General features: G+C 71.3%; 19 protein-coding genes and 1 rRNA gene. 14 read left to right on the forward strand and 6 right to left on the reverse strand.

Annotated features, from left to right (window positions below; genetic code table 11):
- The 9 genes from rrf to pstB form a co-directional block, all read left to right on the forward strand.
- Window positions 1-76: ribosomal RNA gene (rrf, locus tag ABTZ03_RS34910) — 5S ribosomal RNA — on the forward strand; the annotation flags it as partial.
- Between the two features lie 72 nt (window positions 77-148).
- Window positions 149-1,123 (forward strand): mycothiol synthase, encoded by a 975-nt coding sequence (gene mshD, locus ABTZ03_RS34915; RefSeq protein ID WP_350517190.1) that lies wholly within the window; start codon window positions 149-151, stop codon window positions 1,121-1,123.
- 353 nt (window positions 1,124-1,476) lie between these two features.
- A complete protein-coding gene (locus ABTZ03_RS34920; protein WP_350517191.1) occupies window positions 1,477-3,654 on the forward strand; it encodes an RNA degradosome polyphosphate kinase in 2,178 nt (725 codons plus the stop codon).
- A 122-nt stretch (window positions 3,655-3,776) separates the two neighbouring features.
- Entirely contained in the window at window positions 3,777-4,865 is a 1,089-nt protein-coding gene (locus ABTZ03_RS34925) for a CHAD domain-containing protein (protein WP_350517192.1), read from the forward strand.
- A 28-nt stretch (window positions 4,866-4,893) separates the two neighbouring features.
- Window positions 4,894-5,394, forward strand: coding sequence for an NUDIX hydrolase (locus ABTZ03_RS34930; RefSeq protein ID WP_502894687.1), 501 nt, complete (start codon window positions 4,894-4,896; stop codon window positions 5,392-5,394).
- A gap of 227 nt (window positions 5,395-5,621) precedes the next feature.
- On the forward strand, window positions 5,622-6,758 hold the full coding sequence (pstS, locus tag ABTZ03_RS34935) for a phosphate ABC transporter substrate-binding protein PstS (RefSeq protein WP_350517193.1): 1,137 nt from the start codon (window positions 5,622-5,624) through the stop codon (window positions 6,756-6,758).
- A gap of 150 nt (window positions 6,759-6,908) precedes the next feature.
- A complete protein-coding gene (gene pstC / locus ABTZ03_RS34940; RefSeq protein WP_350517194.1) occupies window positions 6,909-7,886 on the forward strand; it encodes a phosphate ABC transporter permease subunit PstC in 978 nt (325 codons plus the stop codon).
- The gene (pstA, locus tag ABTZ03_RS34945; protein WP_350517195.1) at window positions 7,883-8,959 is read left to right on the forward strand and encodes a phosphate ABC transporter permease PstA; all 1,077 of its coding nucleotides are present in this window, start codon (window positions 7,883-7,885) and stop codon (window positions 8,957-8,959) included. The genes pstC and pstA overlap by 4 nt, the downstream gene beginning before the upstream one ends.
- Window positions 8,960-9,002: 43 nt before the next feature.
- A complete protein-coding gene (gene pstB / locus ABTZ03_RS34950) occupies window positions 9,003-9,779 on the forward strand; it encodes a phosphate ABC transporter ATP-binding protein PstB (RefSeq protein WP_350517196.1) in 777 nt (258 codons plus the stop codon).
- A gap of 282 nt (window positions 9,780-10,061) precedes the next feature.
- Here the strand turns inward: pstB and ABTZ03_RS34955 are convergent, their stop codons facing one another.
- Together ABTZ03_RS34955 and ABTZ03_RS34960 are read right to left on the reverse strand one after the other, a co-directional pair.
- On the reverse strand, window positions 10,062-11,057 hold the full coding sequence (locus ABTZ03_RS34955; protein ID WP_350517197.1) for an inorganic phosphate transporter: 996 nt from the start codon (window positions 11,055-11,057) through the stop codon (window positions 10,062-10,064).
- Window positions 11,058-11,062: 5 nt separating this feature from the next.
- On the reverse strand, window positions 11,063-11,683 hold the full coding sequence (locus ABTZ03_RS34960) for a DUF47 domain-containing protein (RefSeq protein ID WP_188298808.1): 621 nt from the start codon (window positions 11,681-11,683) through the stop codon (window positions 11,063-11,065).
- A 356-nt stretch (window positions 11,684-12,039) separates the two neighbouring features.
- Here ABTZ03_RS34960 and ABTZ03_RS34965 point away from each other — a divergent pair, with 356 nt between their 5' ends.
- Window positions 12,040-12,420 carry a metal-sensitive transcriptional regulator gene (locus tag ABTZ03_RS34965; protein ID WP_350517198.1) on the forward strand — a complete coding sequence of 127 codons (381 nt, stop codon included), beginning with the start codon at window positions 12,040-12,042 and terminating at the stop codon, window positions 12,418-12,420.
- A gap of 71 nt (window positions 12,421-12,491) precedes the next feature.
- On the opposite strand, the gene ABTZ03_RS34970 is transcribed toward ABTZ03_RS34965, so the two are convergent.
- Both ABTZ03_RS34970 and ABTZ03_RS34975 read right to left on the reverse strand, forming a co-directional pair.
- Window positions 12,492-12,680 carry a hypothetical protein gene (locus ABTZ03_RS34970; RefSeq protein ID WP_400929272.1) on the reverse strand — a complete coding sequence of 63 codons (189 nt, stop codon included), beginning with the start codon at window positions 12,678-12,680 and terminating at the stop codon, window positions 12,492-12,494.
- A 207-nt stretch (window positions 12,681-12,887) separates the two neighbouring features.
- Window positions 12,888-13,787 (reverse strand): SCO4651 family lipoprotein, encoded by a 900-nt coding sequence (locus tag ABTZ03_RS34975; RefSeq protein WP_350517199.1) that lies wholly within the window; start codon window positions 13,785-13,787, stop codon window positions 12,888-12,890.
- A 159-nt stretch (window positions 13,788-13,946) separates the two neighbouring features.
- Here ABTZ03_RS34975 and ABTZ03_RS34980 point away from each other — a divergent pair, with 159 nt between their 5' ends.
- Window positions 13,947-14,141 carry a hypothetical protein gene (locus tag ABTZ03_RS34980; protein WP_350517200.1) on the forward strand — a complete coding sequence of 65 codons (195 nt, stop codon included), beginning with the start codon at window positions 13,947-13,949 and terminating at the stop codon, window positions 14,139-14,141.
- On the opposite strand, the gene ABTZ03_RS34985 is transcribed toward ABTZ03_RS34980, so the two are convergent.
- On the reverse strand, window positions 14,138-14,932 hold the full coding sequence (locus ABTZ03_RS34985; protein WP_350517201.1) for a phosphatase PAP2 family protein: 795 nt from the start codon (window positions 14,930-14,932) through the stop codon (window positions 14,138-14,140). The two genes, ABTZ03_RS34980 and ABTZ03_RS34985, sit on opposite strands and share 4 nt — an antisense overlap.
- 179 nt (window positions 14,933-15,111) lie before the next feature.
- A complete protein-coding gene (locus tag ABTZ03_RS34990) occupies window positions 15,112-16,290 on the reverse strand; it encodes a C40 family peptidase (RefSeq protein WP_350517233.1) in 1,179 nt (392 codons plus the stop codon).
- A 248-nt stretch (window positions 16,291-16,538) separates the two neighbouring features.
- On the opposite strand from ABTZ03_RS34990, the gene ABTZ03_RS34995 reads away from it, so the two are divergent.
- From ABTZ03_RS34995 to ABTZ03_RS35005, 3 genes are all read left to right on the forward strand, one after another.
- Window positions 16,539-16,889: a DUF8827 family protein gene (locus ABTZ03_RS34995; protein ID WP_350517202.1), complete on the forward strand. Its 351-nt coding sequence runs from the start codon at window positions 16,539-16,541 to the stop codon at window positions 16,887-16,889.
- Between the two features lie 169 nt (window positions 16,890-17,058).
- Window positions 17,059-17,877, forward strand: coding sequence for a hypothetical protein (locus tag ABTZ03_RS35000; RefSeq protein WP_350517203.1), 819 nt, complete (start codon window positions 17,059-17,061; stop codon window positions 17,875-17,877).
- Window positions 17,867-19,150 (forward strand): hypothetical protein, encoded by a 1,284-nt coding sequence (locus tag ABTZ03_RS35005; RefSeq protein WP_502894684.1) that lies wholly within the window; start codon window positions 17,867-17,869, stop codon window positions 19,148-19,150. Before ABTZ03_RS35000 ends, ABTZ03_RS35005 begins: the two co-directional genes overlap by 11 nt.

Consider the following 19,150-nt stretch of genomic DNA (forward strand, 5'->3'; position numbering starts at 1 on the left):
GAACCCGGAAGCTAAGCCTCACAGCGCCGATGGTACTGCAGGGGGGACCCTGTGGGAGAGTAGGACGCCGCCGAACAATCATTCAGAAAAGCCCCTGATCCCTTCGGATCAGGGGCTTTTCGCATTTCCCTTGACGTATCGTCGGGGCATGGACGATCAGACAGCGGTCATTGCGAACAACGTGCTCCGGCCCGAGCAGCGCGACGGCGCCCTGCGCGTGCTGGCGGAGGCGCAGGCGGTCGACGGCCGGGCCGCCGTGTCCGAGCAGGGCCGGCTCCGGCTTCGGAACGCCGAGACTCCTCGCCCGGGCGTGACCCACGTCGTCGAGACCGAGGCCGAGGCCGGGGCCGGAACGGAGACCGTCGTCGGCTACGGCCAGGTCGAGGTGCCGGAGGCCGGGACCGCCAATCCGGCCGCCGAGTTGCTGGTCGACCCGGCCGCCCGCGGCCGTGGCCTGGCCCGCCCGCTGGTCGACGCCGTGCTGGCCGAGGCCCACGCGGCCGGCCGGGACGCGGTGGACTTCTGGGTGCACGGCGGCCACCCGGCGGCCCGGCACCTGGCCGAGGCATACGGTGCCGAACTGGTGCGCGAGCTGCGGCAGATGCGTCGGACCGGTCGGCAGACCGAGGCGGTGGCCGTCCCCGCGGGCATCGAGCTCCGGACCTTCCGTCCGGGGGAGGACGACGCGGAGTGGCTGCGGCTGAACGCCCTGGCCTTCGCCCACCACCCGGAGCAGGGTTCCTGGACGGAGCGGGACCTGGCGGAGCGGATCGCCGAGCCCTGGTTCGACCCGACCGGCTTCTTCCTGGCCACCCGGGACGGCAAGGTGGTCGGCTTCCACTGGACCAAGGTGCACCCGGCCACCGCCACTGAGCCGGAGCTCGGCGAGGTGTACGTCGTCGGCGTGGATCCGGCCGAGCAGGGCAGCGGCCTCGGCCGCGCGCTGACCGCGGCGGGACTGCGTCATCTGACGGGGTCGGGCGCCGGCGAGCGTGGACTGGAGACGGTCCTGCTCTACGTCGACGCCGACAATCCGGCGGCCGTCCGGGTGTACGAGCGACTGGGTTTCACCGTCCACGAGGTGGACCTCATGTACCGCGCCCGGTACCGGACCGCCCACTAGCAGCAGCTTCGGCACCCCTGCGGGACCCTCTGCGACACCCCTGCGACACCCCTGCGGCGGTAACGAAGCGGTCGCGGGCGAGGGGCCGGACCCGGCTCCGCCCCTTGCTCCGACCGACTCAGCTTTCCTCCTGGCCATGCGGTGTTTACCGTGGATTCAATTGCTGCCGCGAAGATCACAGGATGAAGTCCGTAGTGTCTCGCTCGTGCAGAGTCGACCGCCCTTCTCCGGCCGGTCCTGTACGGACCGCGCCCGGTGGGTGGGCGCTGTCTCCGGGGGCGACCCGGGGCGAGGGCGACGGCCCGCAGAGCCCATCGCGTCCGGACGCCGTCCTGCTGGAGGAGCTGGAACCCATGAGCACCCCCCGCCCCGTCCCTGCCCCGGCGTCGCCGACGGCCCGGATGTCCACCGCCCTGGTCGTCCCCCCGGAGCTGCCGGCCTCGGACGAGCAGGAGTTCGAAGCGTTGCCCCAGGGCCGGTTCCTGGACCGTGAGCGCAGCTGGCTCGCGTTCAACGAACGCGTTCTGGAGCTGGCCGAGGACCCGGAGATACCGCTGCTGGAGCGGGCGAAGTTCCTGGCGATCTTCGCCAGCAACCTGGACGAGTTCTTCATGGTCCGGGTGGCCGGCCTCAAGCGCCGGATCGCCACCGGCGTCGCCCAGCGCAGCGCGTCCGGCCTCCAGCCGCGCGAGGTGCTGGACCTGATCTGGACCCGCTCGCGCGAGCTGATGGCCCGACACGCCGCCGCGTTCCAGCAGGAGGTGCTGCCGGACCTCGCCACCGAGGGCATCGAGGTGGTCCGCTGGCCGGAGCTGGCGGAGAAGGAGCAGGCCCGGCTGCACACCCTGTTCCGGCAGAAGATCTTCCCGGTGCTGACCCCGCTGGCGGTCGACCCGGCGCACCCCTTCCCGTACATATCGGGGCTCTCCCTCAACCTGGCCGTGGTGGTCCGCAACCCGGTCTCCGGCCACAAGCACTTCGCCCGGGTGAAGGTGCCGCAGTCGCTGGCCCGCTTCCTGGAGGCCTCGCCTCAGCGGTACGTCCCGCTGGAGGACGTCATGGGCGCGCACCTGGAGGAGCTCTTCCCCGGGATGGAGGTGCTCGCCCACCACGCGTTCCGGGTCACCCGCAACGAGGACCTGGAGGTGGAGGAGGACGACACCGAGAACATCCTCAAGGCCCTGGAGAAGGAGCTGATGCGGCGGCGCTTCGGCCCGCCGGTGCGGCTGGAGGTCGAGGAGTCGATCGACCCCTACATCCTGGACCTGCTGGTGCGGGAACTGAACATCACCGAGGCGGAGGTCTTCCCGCTGCCCGGGCCGCTGGACCTGACCGGGCTGTTCGGGATCGCCGAGCTGGACCGGCCGGAGCTCAAGTACCCGAAGTTCGTGGCCGGTACGGCCCGCGGGCTGACCGACGTCGAGTCGGCCTCCCAGCCGGACATCTTCGCCGCGATGCGCGAGCGCGACGTCCTGCTGCACCACCCGTACGACAGCTTCTCCACCTCGGTGCAGGCCTTCCTGGAGCAGGCCGCCGCGGACCCGGACGTGCTGGCGATCAAGCAGACGCTGTACCGCACCTCGGGCGACTCGCCGATCGTGGACGCGCTGATCGACGCGGCCGAGGCCGGCAAGCAGGTGCTGGTGCTGGTCGAGATCAAGGCGCGCTTCGACGAGCAGGCCAACATCAAGTGGGCCCGCAAGCTGGAGGAGGCCGGCTGCCACGTGGTCTACGGCCTGGTCGGGCTGAAGACCCACTGCAAGCTGTCGCTGGTGGTCCGCGAGGAGGGCGACACCCTGCGCCGCTACTCGCACGTCGGCACCGGCAACTACCACCCGAAGACGGCCCGGGTGTACGAGGACCTCGGTCTGCTCACCTCCGACCCGCAGGTCGGCGCGGACCTCTCGGACCTGTTCAACCGGCTGTCCGGCTACTCCCGTCGGGAGTCCTACCGCCGCCTGCTGACCGCCCCGCGCGGTCTGCGGGACGGGCTGGTCTCGCGGATCCACAACGAGATCGCCCACCACCGGGCCGGTCGGCCCGCGTACGTGAAGCTCAAGGTCAACTCGATCGTCGACGAGGCCGTGATCGACGCGCTCTACCGGGCCTCGCAGGCCGGGGTGCCGGTGGACGTCTGGGTGCGCGGGATCTGCGCGATCCGGCCGGGGGTGCCGGGGCTCAGCGAGAACATCCGGGTGCGCAGCATCCTGGGGCGCTTCCTGGAGCACTCCCGGGTCTTCGTGTTCGGCAACAACGGCGATCCGGAGGTGTGGATCGGCAGCGCCGACATGATGCACCGCAACCTGGACCGCCGGATCGAGGCCCTGCTGCGGATCACCGACCCGGCGCACCGCGCCGAGCTGTCGGGGCTGATCGACCTGGGGGTGTCGGACGAGACCGAGTCCTGGCACCTGGCGCCGGACGGTGCCTGGGCCCGCCGCTCCCAGGACGCCGAGGGCCGCCCGCTGCGGCACGTCCAGGACCTGCTCATCGATTCGCGCCAGCGCCGCCGGGCCGCCACCTCGCGCTGACGCGTCCACTGATGCGAGCCGCCGGAACGGTCGGGGCCCCCGGGGCCCCGGGGGAGCCGTTTCCGGCGGTCGGCCACCAGCTCCGGGGGAAGGTCCCCGGGGGAACGGGGATCTACCACGCCATGACCGAAGCGCCGATGACGGCCCAGGCGGCCTCCACAGCGACCGCCGGGGACATCCTTTCCCGCCAGCTCACCGCCCAGGCCGGGGCGTTCCTGCGCGCCCTGCCGCTCGCGGTGGGCGAGGTCGGCGCCAGACCGGGTTCGGCCGCGGCCGTCCCGGCGAGCGGCACCGTCGACCTGCTGCGGGCCGTCCGGCGGATCGGCGGGCTGCTGCACACCTTCGGCGCCGTGTTCGAGCAGGCCTGGGCGCAGGAGTCGCGGACCGAACTGCGCTGGCTGCTCAACCTGCTTGCGCTGGAGCCCGGTTACGTCCGTCGCTCGGCCCGGCTGCTGGGCGCGGTGGACTCGCTGAGCGGCACGGACCCGGAGGGGACGGGCATGCTGGCCGGGCACGCGGGCGCCCCCAAGGCGCGGGCGCTGCTGGACCGCCAGCTGACCCTGGCCCGGACCAGGGCGCACTCCACCGTGCTGCAGGAGCTGCGCTCGGCCCGGCTGCACGCGCTGGCGGACCGGATGACCCTGCTGGTCGGCGAGGCCCCGCTGCTGGAGGCGGCGGGCGGCCGGGCGGCGGCGGTGCTGCTGCCGCAGGCGGCGGCCGCGTTCACCGCGCTGGCGGCGAGCGCCCAGCAGCTGCCGCTGCAGCGGGCCGCGACGCCGTACGGCGGGGACGGGCTGCGCCGGCTGGGCGCGGTGCCGGTGGCGCGCGGCGCGGCGGACGCGGACACCGCGCTGGCGGCCGACGACGCGCCCTGGTCCCGGCTGCGGATCCTGGTGAAGCGGGCCCGGTACGCGCTGGAGGTGTGCGGCCGTCCGTCCGCCGAGCTGGACGAGCTGGACGCGGTACTGGGCCGGCACCAGGAGGCGGCGGACGCCGCGGTCACCGCCGCGACCGCGGCGCGCACCCCGCGGATCACCCCGGCGACGGCCTACGTACTGGGCGTGGTGCATGCTGATCAGCGACTGGAGGTGGAGGCGGCGCGGTACGCCTTCGGCCGCCGGTGGCCCGAACTCCCGCCGGGTCTGGACGGCTGGCTGGAGATCCCCCCTGCCGAGGGCTGGGGGCATTCCCCCGCACCACGGACGGCCTGAATTGCGTGATCGCCTGAGCAGCGGGCAGCTGTCGGCCCCGACCACGGCCGGCGCGGGCCGCGCCCCGGTGGTCCTGGCGGCGGGCGGGGTGCTCTGGTTGCCCGGACGGCCCAAGCCGAGCGGTCGGCTGGGGCGGCCGCGGATCGCGCTGATCCACCGCCCGAAGTACGACGACTGGAGCCTGCCGAAGGGCAAGCTCGACCCGGGCGAGGGGCCGGTCGAGGCGGCGCTGCGCGAGGTGTGGGAGGAGACCGGTTTCCACTGTCTGCTCGGTCCGGAGCTGCCGACCCAGCACTACCTGGCGCAGGGCCGGCCGAAGGAGGTCCGGTACTGGGCGGCGGTGCCGACCGGCGGGGCCTTCCGGCCGAACCGCGAGGTCGACCGGATGGAGTGGCTGCCGGCCGGCAAGGCCCGCGCCCGGCTGACGCACGACCGCGACCGGTTGCTGGTGGACGCCCTGCTGGTGATCCTGGGGGCGAGGCCCGTACGGGCGTGCGAGGAATCCCCGGGCACGGAAGGGCGGAAGTGATCTTCCCGCGCCCGCGCCGTGACGCAACCGTTACTACGTGACGTAGTTTCCTGTCATCCGTTCGAGGTTCACTCTCCGTTCACTTGCGACCGGCTGACGTGTCACTTACCCGGCCTAACTTCGGGACTACCGGAGGGCCGAACGGGCCCCGGACCACAGCAGAACCCACGCCCGGCCGTGTCCGCACGGCCCCGCGCAACGGGCAATGCCACAGAAAGGGACACCCTGTGAAGCTCCAGCGGAACGGCCGCTCCAAGGCCCTCGCCATCGGTGCCATGGCGCTCGTCAGCTCGCTGTCGCTCGCCGCCTGCGGTTCGGACGACAACAACAACACCAAGGCGTCCGGTGGCTCCGGCGGCTCCGCCGCGGCCAGCTCCGCGGTCAACTGTGGCAAGGCCGGCACCCTGCTCGGCGCGGGCTCGACCGCGCAGGCCCCCGCGATCGACGTGTGGAAGACCACCTTCGGCTCCGCCTGCTCGGGCACCACCGTCAACTACAGCGGCGGCGGCTCCGGTGCCGGTGTCCAGCAGTTCAACCAGGGCAAGGTCGCCTTCGCGGGCTCCGACTTCGCGCTGAAGCCGGCCGACGTGGACGCCTCCAAGGCCGTCTGCACCGGCGGCAAGGCGATCGACCTGCCGATGGTGGCCGGCCTGGTCTCGCTGGTCTACAACGTCGAGGGCGTCGACAACCTGGTCCTGGACGGCCCGACCGCCGCCAAGATCTTCGACTCGCAGATCACCAAGTGGAACGACCCGGCCATCGCCGCCCTGAACCCGGGAGCCAAGCTGCCGGACGCCGACATCCAGACCTTCCACCGTTCGGACGACTCCGGCACCACGTTCAACCTGACGTCCTACTTCGCCAAGACCTCCGGTGGCGCCTGGACGGCCGAGCCGAACAAGACCTGGAAGGGCAACAAGGGCCAGTCCGCGAACGGCAGCGCCGGCGTCTCCGCCCAGATCAAGCAGGTCAAGAACTCGATCGGCTACGCCGAGCTGTCCTACGCCCAGACCAACAACCTGAAGAGCGCCAAGATCGCCACCGGCGCCGCTCAGCCGGTCGAGGCCACCGCCGCCAACGCGGCCCTCACCATCGCCTCCTCCACCGTGTCGGGCACCGAGGGCGACCTCGCGCTGTCGCTGGACTACGGCACCAAGGCCGACAACGCCTACCCGATCGTCCTGGTGACCTACGAGATCGCCTGCGACAAGGGCAACAAGGCCGAGACCCTGGACACCCTGAAGTCCTTCCTGACCTACACCATCAGCGACGCCGCCCAGAAGTCGATCGGCGACAAGGGCTACGTCCCGATGCCGGCCGCGATCGGCGACAAGGTCAAGGCCGCGGTCTCCGCCCTCGCCTGATCCGACCGGACGCCCGTAGGGACGGCCCCGTGAGCGAGGGGGGCCGGGGCCGTCCCGACGGAACGCACCGATCCAGCACCACCGTCCGGGGCACCGCCGCCAGGGTGCCGTCCCCCTTCCGGGGCGGCACCACCAGACCGGAGTAGACCAATGACTTCATCCTCCCCTGCCGCCCCGCGAGGCAGGGAACGCCGAGCGCGCGACAGCCGCGTCGGCGACAAGATCTTCATGAACCTCGCCCGCGGTGCGGGCATCCTGCTGCTGGTCATCATGGCCGCGATCGCCGGCTTCCTGGCCTGGCGCTCGGGCATCGCGCTCAGCAACAACGACGGCAACTTCCTGACCACCTTCGAGTGGATGCCGGACGCCCCGAAGCCGGTCTTCGGCATCGCCGTCCTGGCCTTCGGCACCATCGTCAGTGCCCTCATCGCGATGGCGATCGCCGTCCCGGTGGCCATCGGGATCGCGCTGTTCATCTCGCACTACGCGCCGCGCCGGATCGCCCAGCCGTTCGCCTACCTGGTCGACCTGCTCGCCGCCGTCCCCAGCATCGTCTACGGCCTCTGGGGCGCGCTGTTCCTGGTCCCGCACATGGACGGGCTGACCAGCTGGCTCAACCAGTACCTGGGCTGGACGTACCTCTTCGACCAGACCACGAGCGGCCCCCCGCGCAACCTGTTCACCGTCGGCATCCTGCTGGCGATCATGATCCTGCCGATCATCACCGCGGTCTCCCGCGAGGTGTTCCGCCAGGTGCCGCGGATGCACGAGGAGGCGGCGCTCGCGCTCGGCGCGACCCGCTGGGAGATGATCCGCACTGCGGTGCTGCCGTTCGGCCGCCCCGGCATCATCTCGGCCTCCATGCTCGGCCTCGGCCGCGCGCTCGGCGAGACCATCGCGGTCGCGGTGGTGCTCTCCGCCAACAGCGTCCTGTCGCTGCACATCCTGGACGCGGGCGGCGGCACCTTCGCGCAGAACATCGCACTGAAGTTCGCCGAGGCCGGCAACAACGGCCGCGACGCGCTGATGGCCTCCGGCCTCGTCCTGTTCGTCATCACCCTCCTGGTGAACGGTGCCGCGCGACTGATCATCGCCCGCCGCAAGGAGTACTCGGGGGCCAACGCATGACCACCGTCACCACCGTCCCCGAGGACGCCCGGCCGCAGATCGGCCAGAAGCTCACCGCCAACCGGCTGCCCAAGTGGACCCCGCCCGTCGTCGCCGTCGCCTCGATCGCGGTCGGCTGCGGGATCGGCGCCGCCGCCGGCCTGGAGAGCCACCTCCAGTGGGGCCTGATCTCGGCCCTGCTCTTCCTGCTCGGCAGCTACCTGCTCTCGGCCCAGGTCGAGGGCCGCCGCCAGGCCAAGGACCGCTTCGCCACCTCGGTGGTCTGGGTCGCCTTCATCCTGGCGGTCGTCCCGCTGGCCTCGCTGACCGTCTACACGATCCAGCAGGGCATCGGCGTGGTGAACGGGAACTTCCTGAGCCACTCGATGAAGGGCGTCATCCAGTCCGGCCCCGGCGGCGGCATCTACCACGCGCTGCTCGGCACCCTCCAGCAGGTCGGCCTGGCCACCCTGATGGCCGCCCCGGTGGGTCTGCTCACCGCCGTCTACCTGGTCGAGTACGGCCGCGGCCGGCTCGCCAAGACCGTCACCTTCTTCGTCGACGTCATGACGGGCGTCCCGTCGATCGTCGCGGGTCTGTTCATCCTCTCGCTCTGGAACCTCGCCCTGGGCTTCAACTACTCCGGCTTCTCGGGCAGCCTCGCGCTGGCGATCCTGATGATCCCGGTCGTGGTCCGCTCCACCGAGGAGATGCTCAAGCTCGTCCCGAACGAGCTGCGCGAGGCGTCGTACGCCCTCGGCGTGCCGAAGTGGAAGACCATCCTGCGGATCGTCCTCCCCACCGCGATCGGCGGCATCACCACCGGTGTGATGCTCGCGGTCGCCCGCATCACGGGCGAGACCGCCCCGGTGATGATGCTGGTGTTCGGCGCCGACTACATCAACAGCAACCCGTTCGACGGACCGCAGCAGTCCCTGCCGATGTACATCTGGCAGCAGTACTCGGTGGTCAACAACGACTTCGGCTACGCCCGTGCCTGGGGCGCCGCGCTGGTGCTGATCGCCTTCGTGATGGGGCTCAACCTCATCGCCCGGGGCATCGCACGCTGGCGCTCGCCCAAGGCCGGACACTGAGCGACCGACTGACGTACGAAGACAGACGAGAGAAGCAACGATCATGGCCAAGCGCATCGACGTCAGCGGACTGTCGGCCTACTACGGCACCACCAAGGCCATCGAGGACATCTCGATGAGCATCGAACCCCGCTCGGTGACCGCCTTCATCGGCCCCTCCGGCTGCGGCAAGTCCACCTTCCTGCGCACCCTCAACCGGATGCACGAGGTGATCCCCGGCGCCCGGGTCGAGGGCAAGGTCCTCCTGGACGACGAGAACCTCTACGCCTCCAACGTCGACCCGGTCGCCGTGCGCCGCTCGATCGGCATGGTCTTCCAGCGCCCGAACCCGTTCCCGACCATGTCGATCTACGACAACGTGGTCGCCGGGCTCAAGCTCGCCGGTGTGAAGAAGAAGGCCGTCCTGGACGAGGTGGTGGAGCGCTCGCTCAAGGGCGCCAACCTCTGGAACGAGGTCCACACCCGGCTGAACAAGCCGGGCGCCGGCCTCTCCGGCGGCCAGCAGCAGCGCCTCTGCATCGCCCGCGCGATCGCCGTCGAGCCGCAGGTCCTGCTGATGGACGAGCCCTGCTCCGCGCTCGACCCGATCTCCACCCTCGCCATCGAGGACCTGATCGGCGAGCTGAAGTCGCAGTTCACCATCGTCATCGTGACCCACAACATGCAGCAGGCGGCCCGCGTCAGCGACCGCACCGCCTTCTTCAACCTGGCGGGCGTCGGCCAGCCGGGCAAGCTGATCGAGCTGGACGACACCCAGCGGATCTTCTCCAACCCGTCGGTGCAGGCGACCGAGGACTACATCTCCGGCCGCTTCGGCTAGAGCCGGACCCCAGCTGTCCCGCGGTGCTGCATGGCGGTGCCGCCGCGGGGCATGAAGAAGGGCCCGCCCCCCGAGATGTGGGGGGCGGGCCCTGCTCTGTGATTCGCCCGCTCGCCTCCGGGCCGCTCTGGTCCGGTGCCGACGGTCGGCGCTCCGGCGCTCGTACCTCGCTTGTCGCTTCTCCCTTTCGGCACCGGCGCGGCCCTTCGGCTCGGGGCGGTGCTTCGCCCGCTCGCCTCCGGTTGCGCCTCGGGGCGGGGGTCGCCCGCCGGCTCTTGGGCGTCAGCCCCAGAAGAGGTGGACGAACCAGTACATCAGCGCTGCGACGATGGCGGCCGCCGGCATCGTGATGAACCAGCCGAGCACGATGTTCTTGGCGACGCCCCAGCGCACCGCGCGGATCCGCTTGGTGGCCCCCGCGCCCATGATCGCCGCGGTGATCACGTGGGTGGTGGAGATCGGCGCCTTGAAGACGAACGACGTGATGTACATGATCGCCGCCGAGGTGGCCTCGGCCGCGAAGCCCTGCGGCGGGTCCAGCTCGATGATCTTGCGGCCGAGGGTCCGCATGATCCGCCAGCCGCCCGCGTAGGTGCCCAGCGAGAGCATCGTCGCGCAGGAGATCTTCACCCAGACCGGGATGTCTCCGGTGGTCTGGTGGCCCGAGATGGTGAGCGCCATGACCACGATGCCCATGGTCTTCTGGGCGTCCTGCAGACCGTGCGCCAGCGCCATCGCGGCGGCCGAGGCGGTCTGGGCGACCCGGAAGTTGCGCTTGGCGCGGTGCGGGTTGGCCCGGCGGAACAGCCAGAGGATCGCCAGCATCACGGCGAAGCCGCCGATCAGACCCACGATCGGCGAGACGATCATCGGGATGACGATCTTGTCGATCACCCCGCTCCAGATCACGTCGATGCCGCCGGCCAGCGCCGCGCCCACCATGCCGCCGAACAGCGCGTGCGAGGAGGAGGACGGCAGACCGAAGTACCAGGTGATCAGGTTCCAGGCGATCGCGCCGACCAGGGCGGCGAACAGGATCGCCATCCCCTGGTTGCCGGTGGGGGTCTCGATGATCCCCTTGGAGACGGTGTGCGCCACCCCGCTGCCCAGGAAGGCACCGGCCAGGTTCATCACGGCGGCCATCGCGAGCGCGGCCTTCGGGGTCAGCGCCCGGGTCGAGACCGACGTGGCGATCGCGTTAGCCGAGTCGTGGAAGCCGTTGGTGTACGTGAAGAAGAACGCAACGCCGATGACGGCGATGAGTGCTGCCATGTCCACGAGGGTCAGGACTCCTTGACGGCGATGGTCTCCACCGTGTTGGCGACGTGCTCGAAAGCGTCCGCCGCCTCCTCCAGGACGTCCACGACCTGCTTGAGCTTGAGCACCTCGATGGCGTCGTACTGGCCGGAGAACAGGTGGGCGAGCAGCTTGCGGTGGATCTGGTCGGCCTGGTTCTCCAGGCGGTTGACCTCGATCCAGTACTCGGTGAGGTTCGACATGCTGCGCAGGTTCGGCATCGCCGCGGCGGTGAGTTCCGCGGCCCGGGCCAGCACCTCGATCTGCTGCTCGACGCCCTTCGGCAGGGTCTGGATGTCATAGAGGACGACCAGATCGACGGCCTCCTCCATGAAGTCCATGATGTCGTCCAGCGACGAGGCCAGGCTGTAGATGTCCTCGCGGTCGAAGGGCGTGATGAAGGAGGAGTTCAGCTGGTGGAAGACGGCATGGGTGGTGTCGTCCCCGGCGTGCTCGGCGGCGCGCATGCGCTCGACGATCTCCGCGCGGGCCGACACGTCTGATCCCAGCAGTTCCAGCAGGAGCTTCGATCCGACGACGAGGTTCTCCGCGGCGGCGGCGAACATGTCGTAGAAACTCGTCTCCTTCGGGGTCAGGCTAAAACGCACGGAATTCTCCGATGTGCGGGGTAGGGACTGAACGATGCTAGGTGCAACCGAGCACGATCGCGCAAATGGGGTGGTGGCCGGGGAGGCGGATCCTCCCCTTCCGTTCGTGTCGCACCGGATGGCCCGACCGCACGGTTGAACGCGGACGCGAGGCCCCAGTCTGACGGAACCTCGCCCGGATCGCCCTCGTCCTGCGCGCGCACGACCGGGGCGCCGCTCAGACGGGTGAACCCCGGCACGATCCCCACCGGGCGCTCCGGCACATGCCGGGTGGGCCGTCGGAACACCACACGGGGCCCCGGTGTTGGACACTGGTGGCCGACGCAGCCACCAGGCACTCAGACGAAGGCGGGCCGATGACCACGACGCAAGCGCGCACCGAGCCGGACCACACGCCCGGCACCGAGCCGCAGGCCGACACCCCCGCCGCCGCGGGCCACGCGGGTGGTCACGGCCCGCACGGCTACAGCGCCCAGAAGGACGCCCACCTCAAGCGGCTGCGCCGGATCGAGGGCCAGATCCGCGGCCTCCAGCGGATGGTCGACGAGGACGTCTACTGCATCGACGTGCTCACCCAGGTCTCGGCCAGCACCAAGGCCCTGCAGTCCTTCGCGCTCTCCCTGCTGGAGGAGCACCTGCGGCACTGCGTCGCCGCGGCCGCCGAACAGGGCGGGGCCGAACTGGACGCCAAGGTGGCGGAGGCCACGGCCGCGATCGGCCGACTGCTGCGCAGCTGACCCGCCGGCGGACGGCCCGGGGCGCCCCGGCTGCCCGGTCGGTCGCACCGCCGACCACTGACCGCCGCTCGTCAGCCGTCGCCCTCCCGCTCGGCCCGGGCCGGATCCACCCGGTCCAGCAGCACCTCGTCGATCCGCTCGGTCGGCAGCCGGTCACCGGCGCTGGCCGTCGCGGCGATCATCAGCTCGCCGGCCAGCTCGATCTCGTCGAGGGCCGCGTCGTCGTGGCCACCGCTGCGGCCGCCCGTGGACGACACCACCTGCACCACCCCTTCAGTGCCTCGCCAGCCCGGGCGGCAGCCACCCGACGTCCAGCCTAGGCACTCCGGGGCCCGTCCACATGGCACGGACGGGCCATCTCGGCGCCGCCGAAACGGGTGGCCGTCGCTCCCCGGACGGCCACCCGCTCCGGCGGCGCCCCGCTTCGCCCCGGCGCCGGAGCGCTGCCCCGGGCCCTGCCCCGGGTGCTACTTCGGGCTCTCCGAGGGCTTCATCTGGTAGATGTCCGAGGCCGCCGGCTCGGCCGCCTCGACCGGCTTGCCGAAGTCCGACAGCGAGGTGGTCGAGGTGACCTTCACCTGGTCCTTGGCCTCCTTCGACCCGGCCACCCCGGCGAAGGTGAACACCTCGACCACCTTGTGCAGCCGGCCCTGGTCGTCCAGCCAGGCGTCGTACGGGACCTCCTTGACGGTGAAGGTCTGCCCGCCCATCCGCAGGCCGTCCCCGCCCCGGCCGCCGGTGGCGTCGGCCGCCTTGGCGAGGTCCAGGGTGCCCCGGTAGTGGTGCAGCGGGGTGCCGTCCACCGTCTCGGTGCCGACCAGGTCGGCCTTCTGCGCCCCGCGCAGCGCACCCGCCGCCGAGGCCGGGTCGGTGGCGCCGCCGCTGACCAGGTTGCCGTCCGGCAGCTGGCGCACGTCCAGCTTGACCCACTTGCCCTCGGGCACCTTCGCGCCGCTGTTCTGCAGGTAGACGGTGCCCGGCAGGACCACCTCGACGATCTTCCCGGTGGTCGCCGCGCCCGGCGGCACCTGGACCTCCAGCCGGCCGATCCGCTTCACGTAGTCGTAGCCGCCGGTCCCGGTGAAGGAGGCCTTCTTGTCGGCGGACTCCGTCACCAGCTCGGTGCCGGCGTGCGCGGAGCCGGTGCGGCCGGTGATGTCGGCCGCGTTGCGGACCGCCGTCAGCGGGTCGGCGGCCAGTTGGTCGGGGGCGCTCGACTGCTGGTCGGCGGAGCCGCCGCCGGAGTGGCCCGAGCACCCGGCCGCCCCCGCGGCCAGGGCGGCGGCCAGCAGGGCGGCCCCGGCCGCCGAACGCAGGTGCGGCCCCGGTCGGCGCGCCGACCGTCCGGTTCGCTGCTGGTCGGTCATCTTCATCCTCGCGACAACCCCCTCGGGCCCGACTGCCCTGCCGGACGCCGCAGCGGACAGAGCTCTTTCCGGGCAAACGAGTTGGAGCGCCAAGAGTTACGGGTCCGGGGTCCCGACGGGGTTCGCGCACCGGCCGCCCGGCGCGTTACGGTGAACGACGTGCACAGTGAGCTGCCGGTCGTCCCCGGCACCACCCCGATGCCCGAGCACCGTGTCGCGGTCAGCGAACGCGGTTCCTTCGCCTTCGCGACCTGCAGCTGCGGCTGGTACTCCGCCGCCCGCCGCTCCCGTGACCTGGCCCGCCGCGAGGGGGCCGACCACCTCGCCGGATCCGGCGGCGATCCGGCGGACTAGACCATTTCCCGGCGGGGCCGATCAGGCCGCGAGGTCGGACTCCGGCGGCTGCTCCTCGCAGCGCACCGCGTCGCGCCCGCGCCGCCGTCCGCGCGGGGCGGCGCCGCGGCCCTTGCCGCCCTTTTTGTTCCTGCCGCCGCTGCCGGTTTGTTCCTGCCGCCGCTGCCGGCGCGTTCCGGTGCCCGGATCAGCGGGGCGACCGCCGTCCGGGTCAGCGCGTGGCAGAACGGGACCAGCACCGCCATCGCGATCGGCGCCAGCAGCAGCACCACGGCGACGGCCAGCGCGAAGCCGCCGATCACGTCGGTCGGGTAGTGGACGCCCATGAACATCCGGCAGAAGCCCTGCAGCAGGGCGAGGCCCCCGGCGATCCAGCCCAGCTTCCGGTTCACCAGGAAGAGCGACACCGCGACCGCCATCGTCATGGTCGAGTGGTCGCTGACGAAGGAGTGGGTGCCCGCCTTGCCGTCCACCAGCACCAGCAGCCCCGGGTGGTCGACGAAGGGCCGCGGCCGGTTCACGATCGCGGCGATCGGCAGGTTGGCCAGCTCGGCGATCGCCACCGAGAGCGGCACCCAGAGCAGCCCGGCGATCGCCACCGGGGCGTCCGTCCGGCGTCTGGCCTGCAGCCAGCCCACCAGCCCGAGCATCCCGAGGCCGATCAGGATGCCGTACTCACCGATCCACGAGACCAGGTGGTCCAGCCACTGCGGGGAGCGCTTGGCCAGGCCGTTGATGGCGTAGAGCAGGCCGAGGTCGGGGTTGGTCGTGTCGGCAAGCGGCGTCGACACGCCGCACCTCCTTCTGGTCCGCTGCACCTGTTCGTTCCCGCCGGGGCCCGCCCGGCGCGGAAAGCTGACGAGGGACCACCGGACCCAACGTCATCGCCGGGACCAAGCGTTCCACGGAAACGCGCGGTTATGGAAACTTGACTCAGCGTCCACAGGCCGCACACAGATCGACGGACGACTCAGCCGGTACCGGTGGTTCCGGCCGGTCCGTCGGGTCGGCCCGGCCCGGTCGGGGCGGGCGGGGCGGCGACCGCGGGCCGGGCGGGTGCGGCCGGGGTCGCGGGTGCGGCCGGCGTGGTCGGTGCCGTGGTGCCCGGGCGACTCGGGGCGTTGATCGCGCCGCTGTCGTTGTTGCGGCTCGGCAGTGCCTGGGCGCCGTCCGTGGTGACCCGGGTCGCCCCGAAGTACTCCTTGGTGTCGATCTTGTCGTAGCGGATCACCGCGTTGGTGTGCGGCGCGTTGATCATGTAGCCGCCGCCGACGTAGATCCCCACGTGGTGGATGCTCCGCGGGTCGCTCAGGTCGGTCGCGAAGAACACCAGGTCGCCCGGCCGCAACTGATCCCGTGACGGGTGCGGACCGGCGTACCACTGGTCGTTCGCCACCCGGGGGAGGGTGATGCCCACGGTCTGGAACGCGGCCACGGTGAGCCCGGAGCAGTCGAACCGCCCGTTCTGCCAGGGCGCCCCGTCACCGCCCCACAGGTACGGGGTGCCGAGCTTGGTCTGGGCGAAGTAGATCGCGGCGGCCGACTGCGGGGAGACCTCCAGCGGCGCGGTCGGCGTGGGCGGCGCGGCGAAACTGCGGGCCATCGCCTGGATGTTCCGCACGTAGCCCTGGGTCTCCTTGTACGGCGGGACGCCCCGGTTCTTCGTCACCGCGTACGGGCCGGCGTTGTAGGCCGCCAGCATGTTGGCCTGCGGATCGCCCGGCACCCCGGCGACGTCCTTGGCCAGCGCGCAGTCGTAGACCGCCGCGGTGGCGATCGCGTCGTACGGGTTCCAGACGTCCTTCCTGCCGTCCCCGTCACCGTCCGTCGCGTACACCGGCCAGGTGTCCGGCATGAACTGCGCCATTCCCTGTGCCCCGACCGGGGATTGGGCCTTGGGGTCGAAACCGCTTTCCTGGTACAGCTGCGCGGCGAGCATCGGCGGGGAGATCTCCGGACAGAGCGAGCCCCACTTCTGGATCGCGTCCTGGTAGGCCGCCGGGACGGTGCCGGGGGAGAGGGCGGAACGATTCGCCGACTGCTGCGGCGTCCCACTTGCCGCATACGTCCCGATCGTGACCAGACCGAGGAACCCGAACGCAACAACTCCCGCCGCAGCGGCGGCCGTACCGGCCTTCCGGAGTACCATCAGCACCATCCCGACGAATCGTCAGTCGAAGTGTCCCGGAAGGCGTTGCTCACCGCAATCATCAGAGATACAAAGAGTGAGCGCTATCCTTCGTACGGTGGACATCCTCGCGTACGTGTCCGATGCCTCACGACCAATCCGCGAGAAGTAGCCAAGTCGACATCAGATCTGGCCAAGAATAGGCACCGACCCTTCGCGCGGGCGGGGTCCGGGCCCTTGAATTTGCCTGATCGGGCGGTGAGATGGAAATGAACCTGAGCAGCGTGCACACCTATGCGGTCGGCCACCTGGCCGAGGACCCTCCCAAGAAGCCGAATATCGACACCATCATCGGCGGGATCGCCCCGGACTGGGGCCCGTTCGCGAGCCTCGGGTCGGAGGCCCGGGTGATGGTCGAGGTCATCATGGCCGTCGCCATCCTCATCTGCCTCGGCCTCGCCGTCTGGGGGGCGGCCAAACAGCGGATCGGCGCGACCGCGATGCGGGACAGCTTCGGCGCCGAACAGGGCAAGGGGCTGATCGTCGCCGGACTGACCGGCGTGTTCATCATTGGATCACTCGGCACTCTGTTCACCATTGTCTACGGCATGGCTGTCTGACGATCGGACAGCAGTGACCCGGCCCGTCTGAGGGCAGGTCCTCCGCCCGGACCTCCCCAACGGTCCGACCCGCCAGGAGTCCACCCCCCGTTCCCACCCTCCGTCCGCGCCCGCCCCCGGGCGGAGGGCCCCCGGAGCCGCCCCGGCTCCCCGCACCAGGAGGGCCGCCGTGCCGTTGTCCGACGACCAGCCGCACACCCGTACGCGGCTGCCGGTCGACGAACAGCCCTCGGAACTTCCGACCATCCGTCAGTCCAGGCCGCTGCGCACCCTGCTGACCGTCCTGGTGGTCGTCACCCTGCTCGTGGTCGCCATCTCCATCGCCAACCGCGGCAAGCCCGGCTCCGGCGGCAGCAGCGGCAGCTCCGCCGACCACGCGGCCGCGAACGCCACTTCCGGCGCCGGCCCGGCCCCCAGCGGCGACCAGCCCGTCGGCACCACCGTCAACGGCATCGCCTCCGGCTTCCCGCACAGCGAGCAGGGCGCCCAGTCCGCCGCGGCCAACTACGCGGTGGCGATCGGCTCCGCGGACATGTTCCGCACCGACAGCCGCCACACCATCGTCGCCACCATCGCCGACCCGGGCGCGGCGGGGGCACTGCAGAGCCGGCTGGACCAGGGCTTCTCCCCGGAGACGGCGGCCCGGTTCGGTGTGGACGCCCAAGGCCGGCCACCCAAGGGACTGACCTTCGTCAGCCGGACGATTCCGGTCGGGACCAGGAGTAACGGTTACACCGCGGAGAGCGTCAAGGTCGACGTCTGGTGCAACGGGCTGTTCGGGCTGGCCGGAGACCGTTCGACCAAGCCGGTGTCCGAGGAATGGTTCACGCTCAACCTCAGCCTGCGGTGGACCGGGACGGACTGGAAACTGACCGACTTCAGCCGAGCGGCGGGCCCCGCCCCCGTCCCGCCGGACCAGCAAGCCGCGACCGCGGAGGAGATCACTGGTGCCGTCGAGCAGTTCGGAGGCTTCCGCTATGCCCGCTGACGGCAATTCCGGTCTCGCCAGGCGGTTCGTCGGCCGTGTGGCCGGCGCAGCGCTGTTCGGCGCCGTCTCGGCCGTGCTGGCGGCCAACCGCGCGATAGCGGATCCGGCGCCAACCCCCAGCGCGGGCGTCACCAACACGGCGTGCCCGGGTGTTCCACTCCCCGGAAACGACGTCTACTGCGCTCCGCCCGGTGGCGGCGCCCTCCCCGGGAGCGGCACCGTAGGGACCGTCACCGACCCCCTCGGGTCGCTGGCCAAGGGCTGCGCCCAGGCCGCGGCCTGGGTGGTGCGGAACCTGTCGGGGGCGATCGACGGGACGACGTCGGTGGACTTCACCAACCAGTCGTTCCTGCAGCAGTACGCCGTGGTGTTCGCGGTGTCGACGGTGATCACGCTGGTGCTCTGGCTGCTGGCGGTGACCAAGCGGGCGGCGCGCGGGGTGCCGTTGACGACGGCGATCTCGGAGGCGATCGGCTTCCTGTGGCTGACCGTGGTGGCCTCCGCCTTCACGCCGCTGATCCTGTACACCGTGGTGAGCGTGACCGACGGGCTGACCAAGGCGATCGCGGTCGGGACGAAGTCGGACACCGGGACGTACCTGGGCGGGTTCGCCGACACCCTGGAGAAGGGGAACGTCGGCGGCGGTCCGCTGATCCTGGTGATCGTGTCGCTGGTGGCGGTGCTGGCGGCGGCGGCGCTCTGGATCGAGCTGGTGATCCGGGCGGCGATGCTCTACGTGGGGGCGCTGCTGGGGACGGCGGTGTACGCGGGGCTGGTGGACCGGCAGTTGTGGAAGCACGTGCGCCGGTGGGCCGGGATGATGCTGGCGGTGGATCTGGCGAAGCCGATCATCGTGATCATCCTGGGTCTGGCGGGCGCGGTGGCGACCGGTGCCGGGGCCAACGACGACTTCGCCCGGGTGCTGTCCGGGCTGGCGATCCTGTTCCTGTCGATCTTCGCGAGTGCCGCGGTGTACCGCTTCGTGCCGACCTTCGGCGACGAGATGCTGAACATGCGGCGGGCCCGGGCGAGCGCGGTGCAGGCCGGTTCGGCGATGATCAACGGCACCGCGAACCTGATGAAGCAGGGCATCACGACCCACGGTGACCGCGGTCCGCAGGCGGCCGGCGGGGGTGGCGGGGGTGCGGGCGGCGGCTCGGTCGCGCCCGGCATCGCCGCGCACGCCGGCCGGACGCCGGCCCCGCCGCCGCAGGCCGGGCCGCCGCAGGCCCCGGTTCCGATCCGCGACAGCAATCCAGCGAAGGGAGGGTGA

Source organism: Kitasatospora sp. NPDC096077 (assembly GCF_040303245.1).
Classification (GTDB): domain Bacteria; phylum Actinomycetota; class Actinomycetes; order Streptomycetales; family Streptomycetaceae; genus Kitasatospora.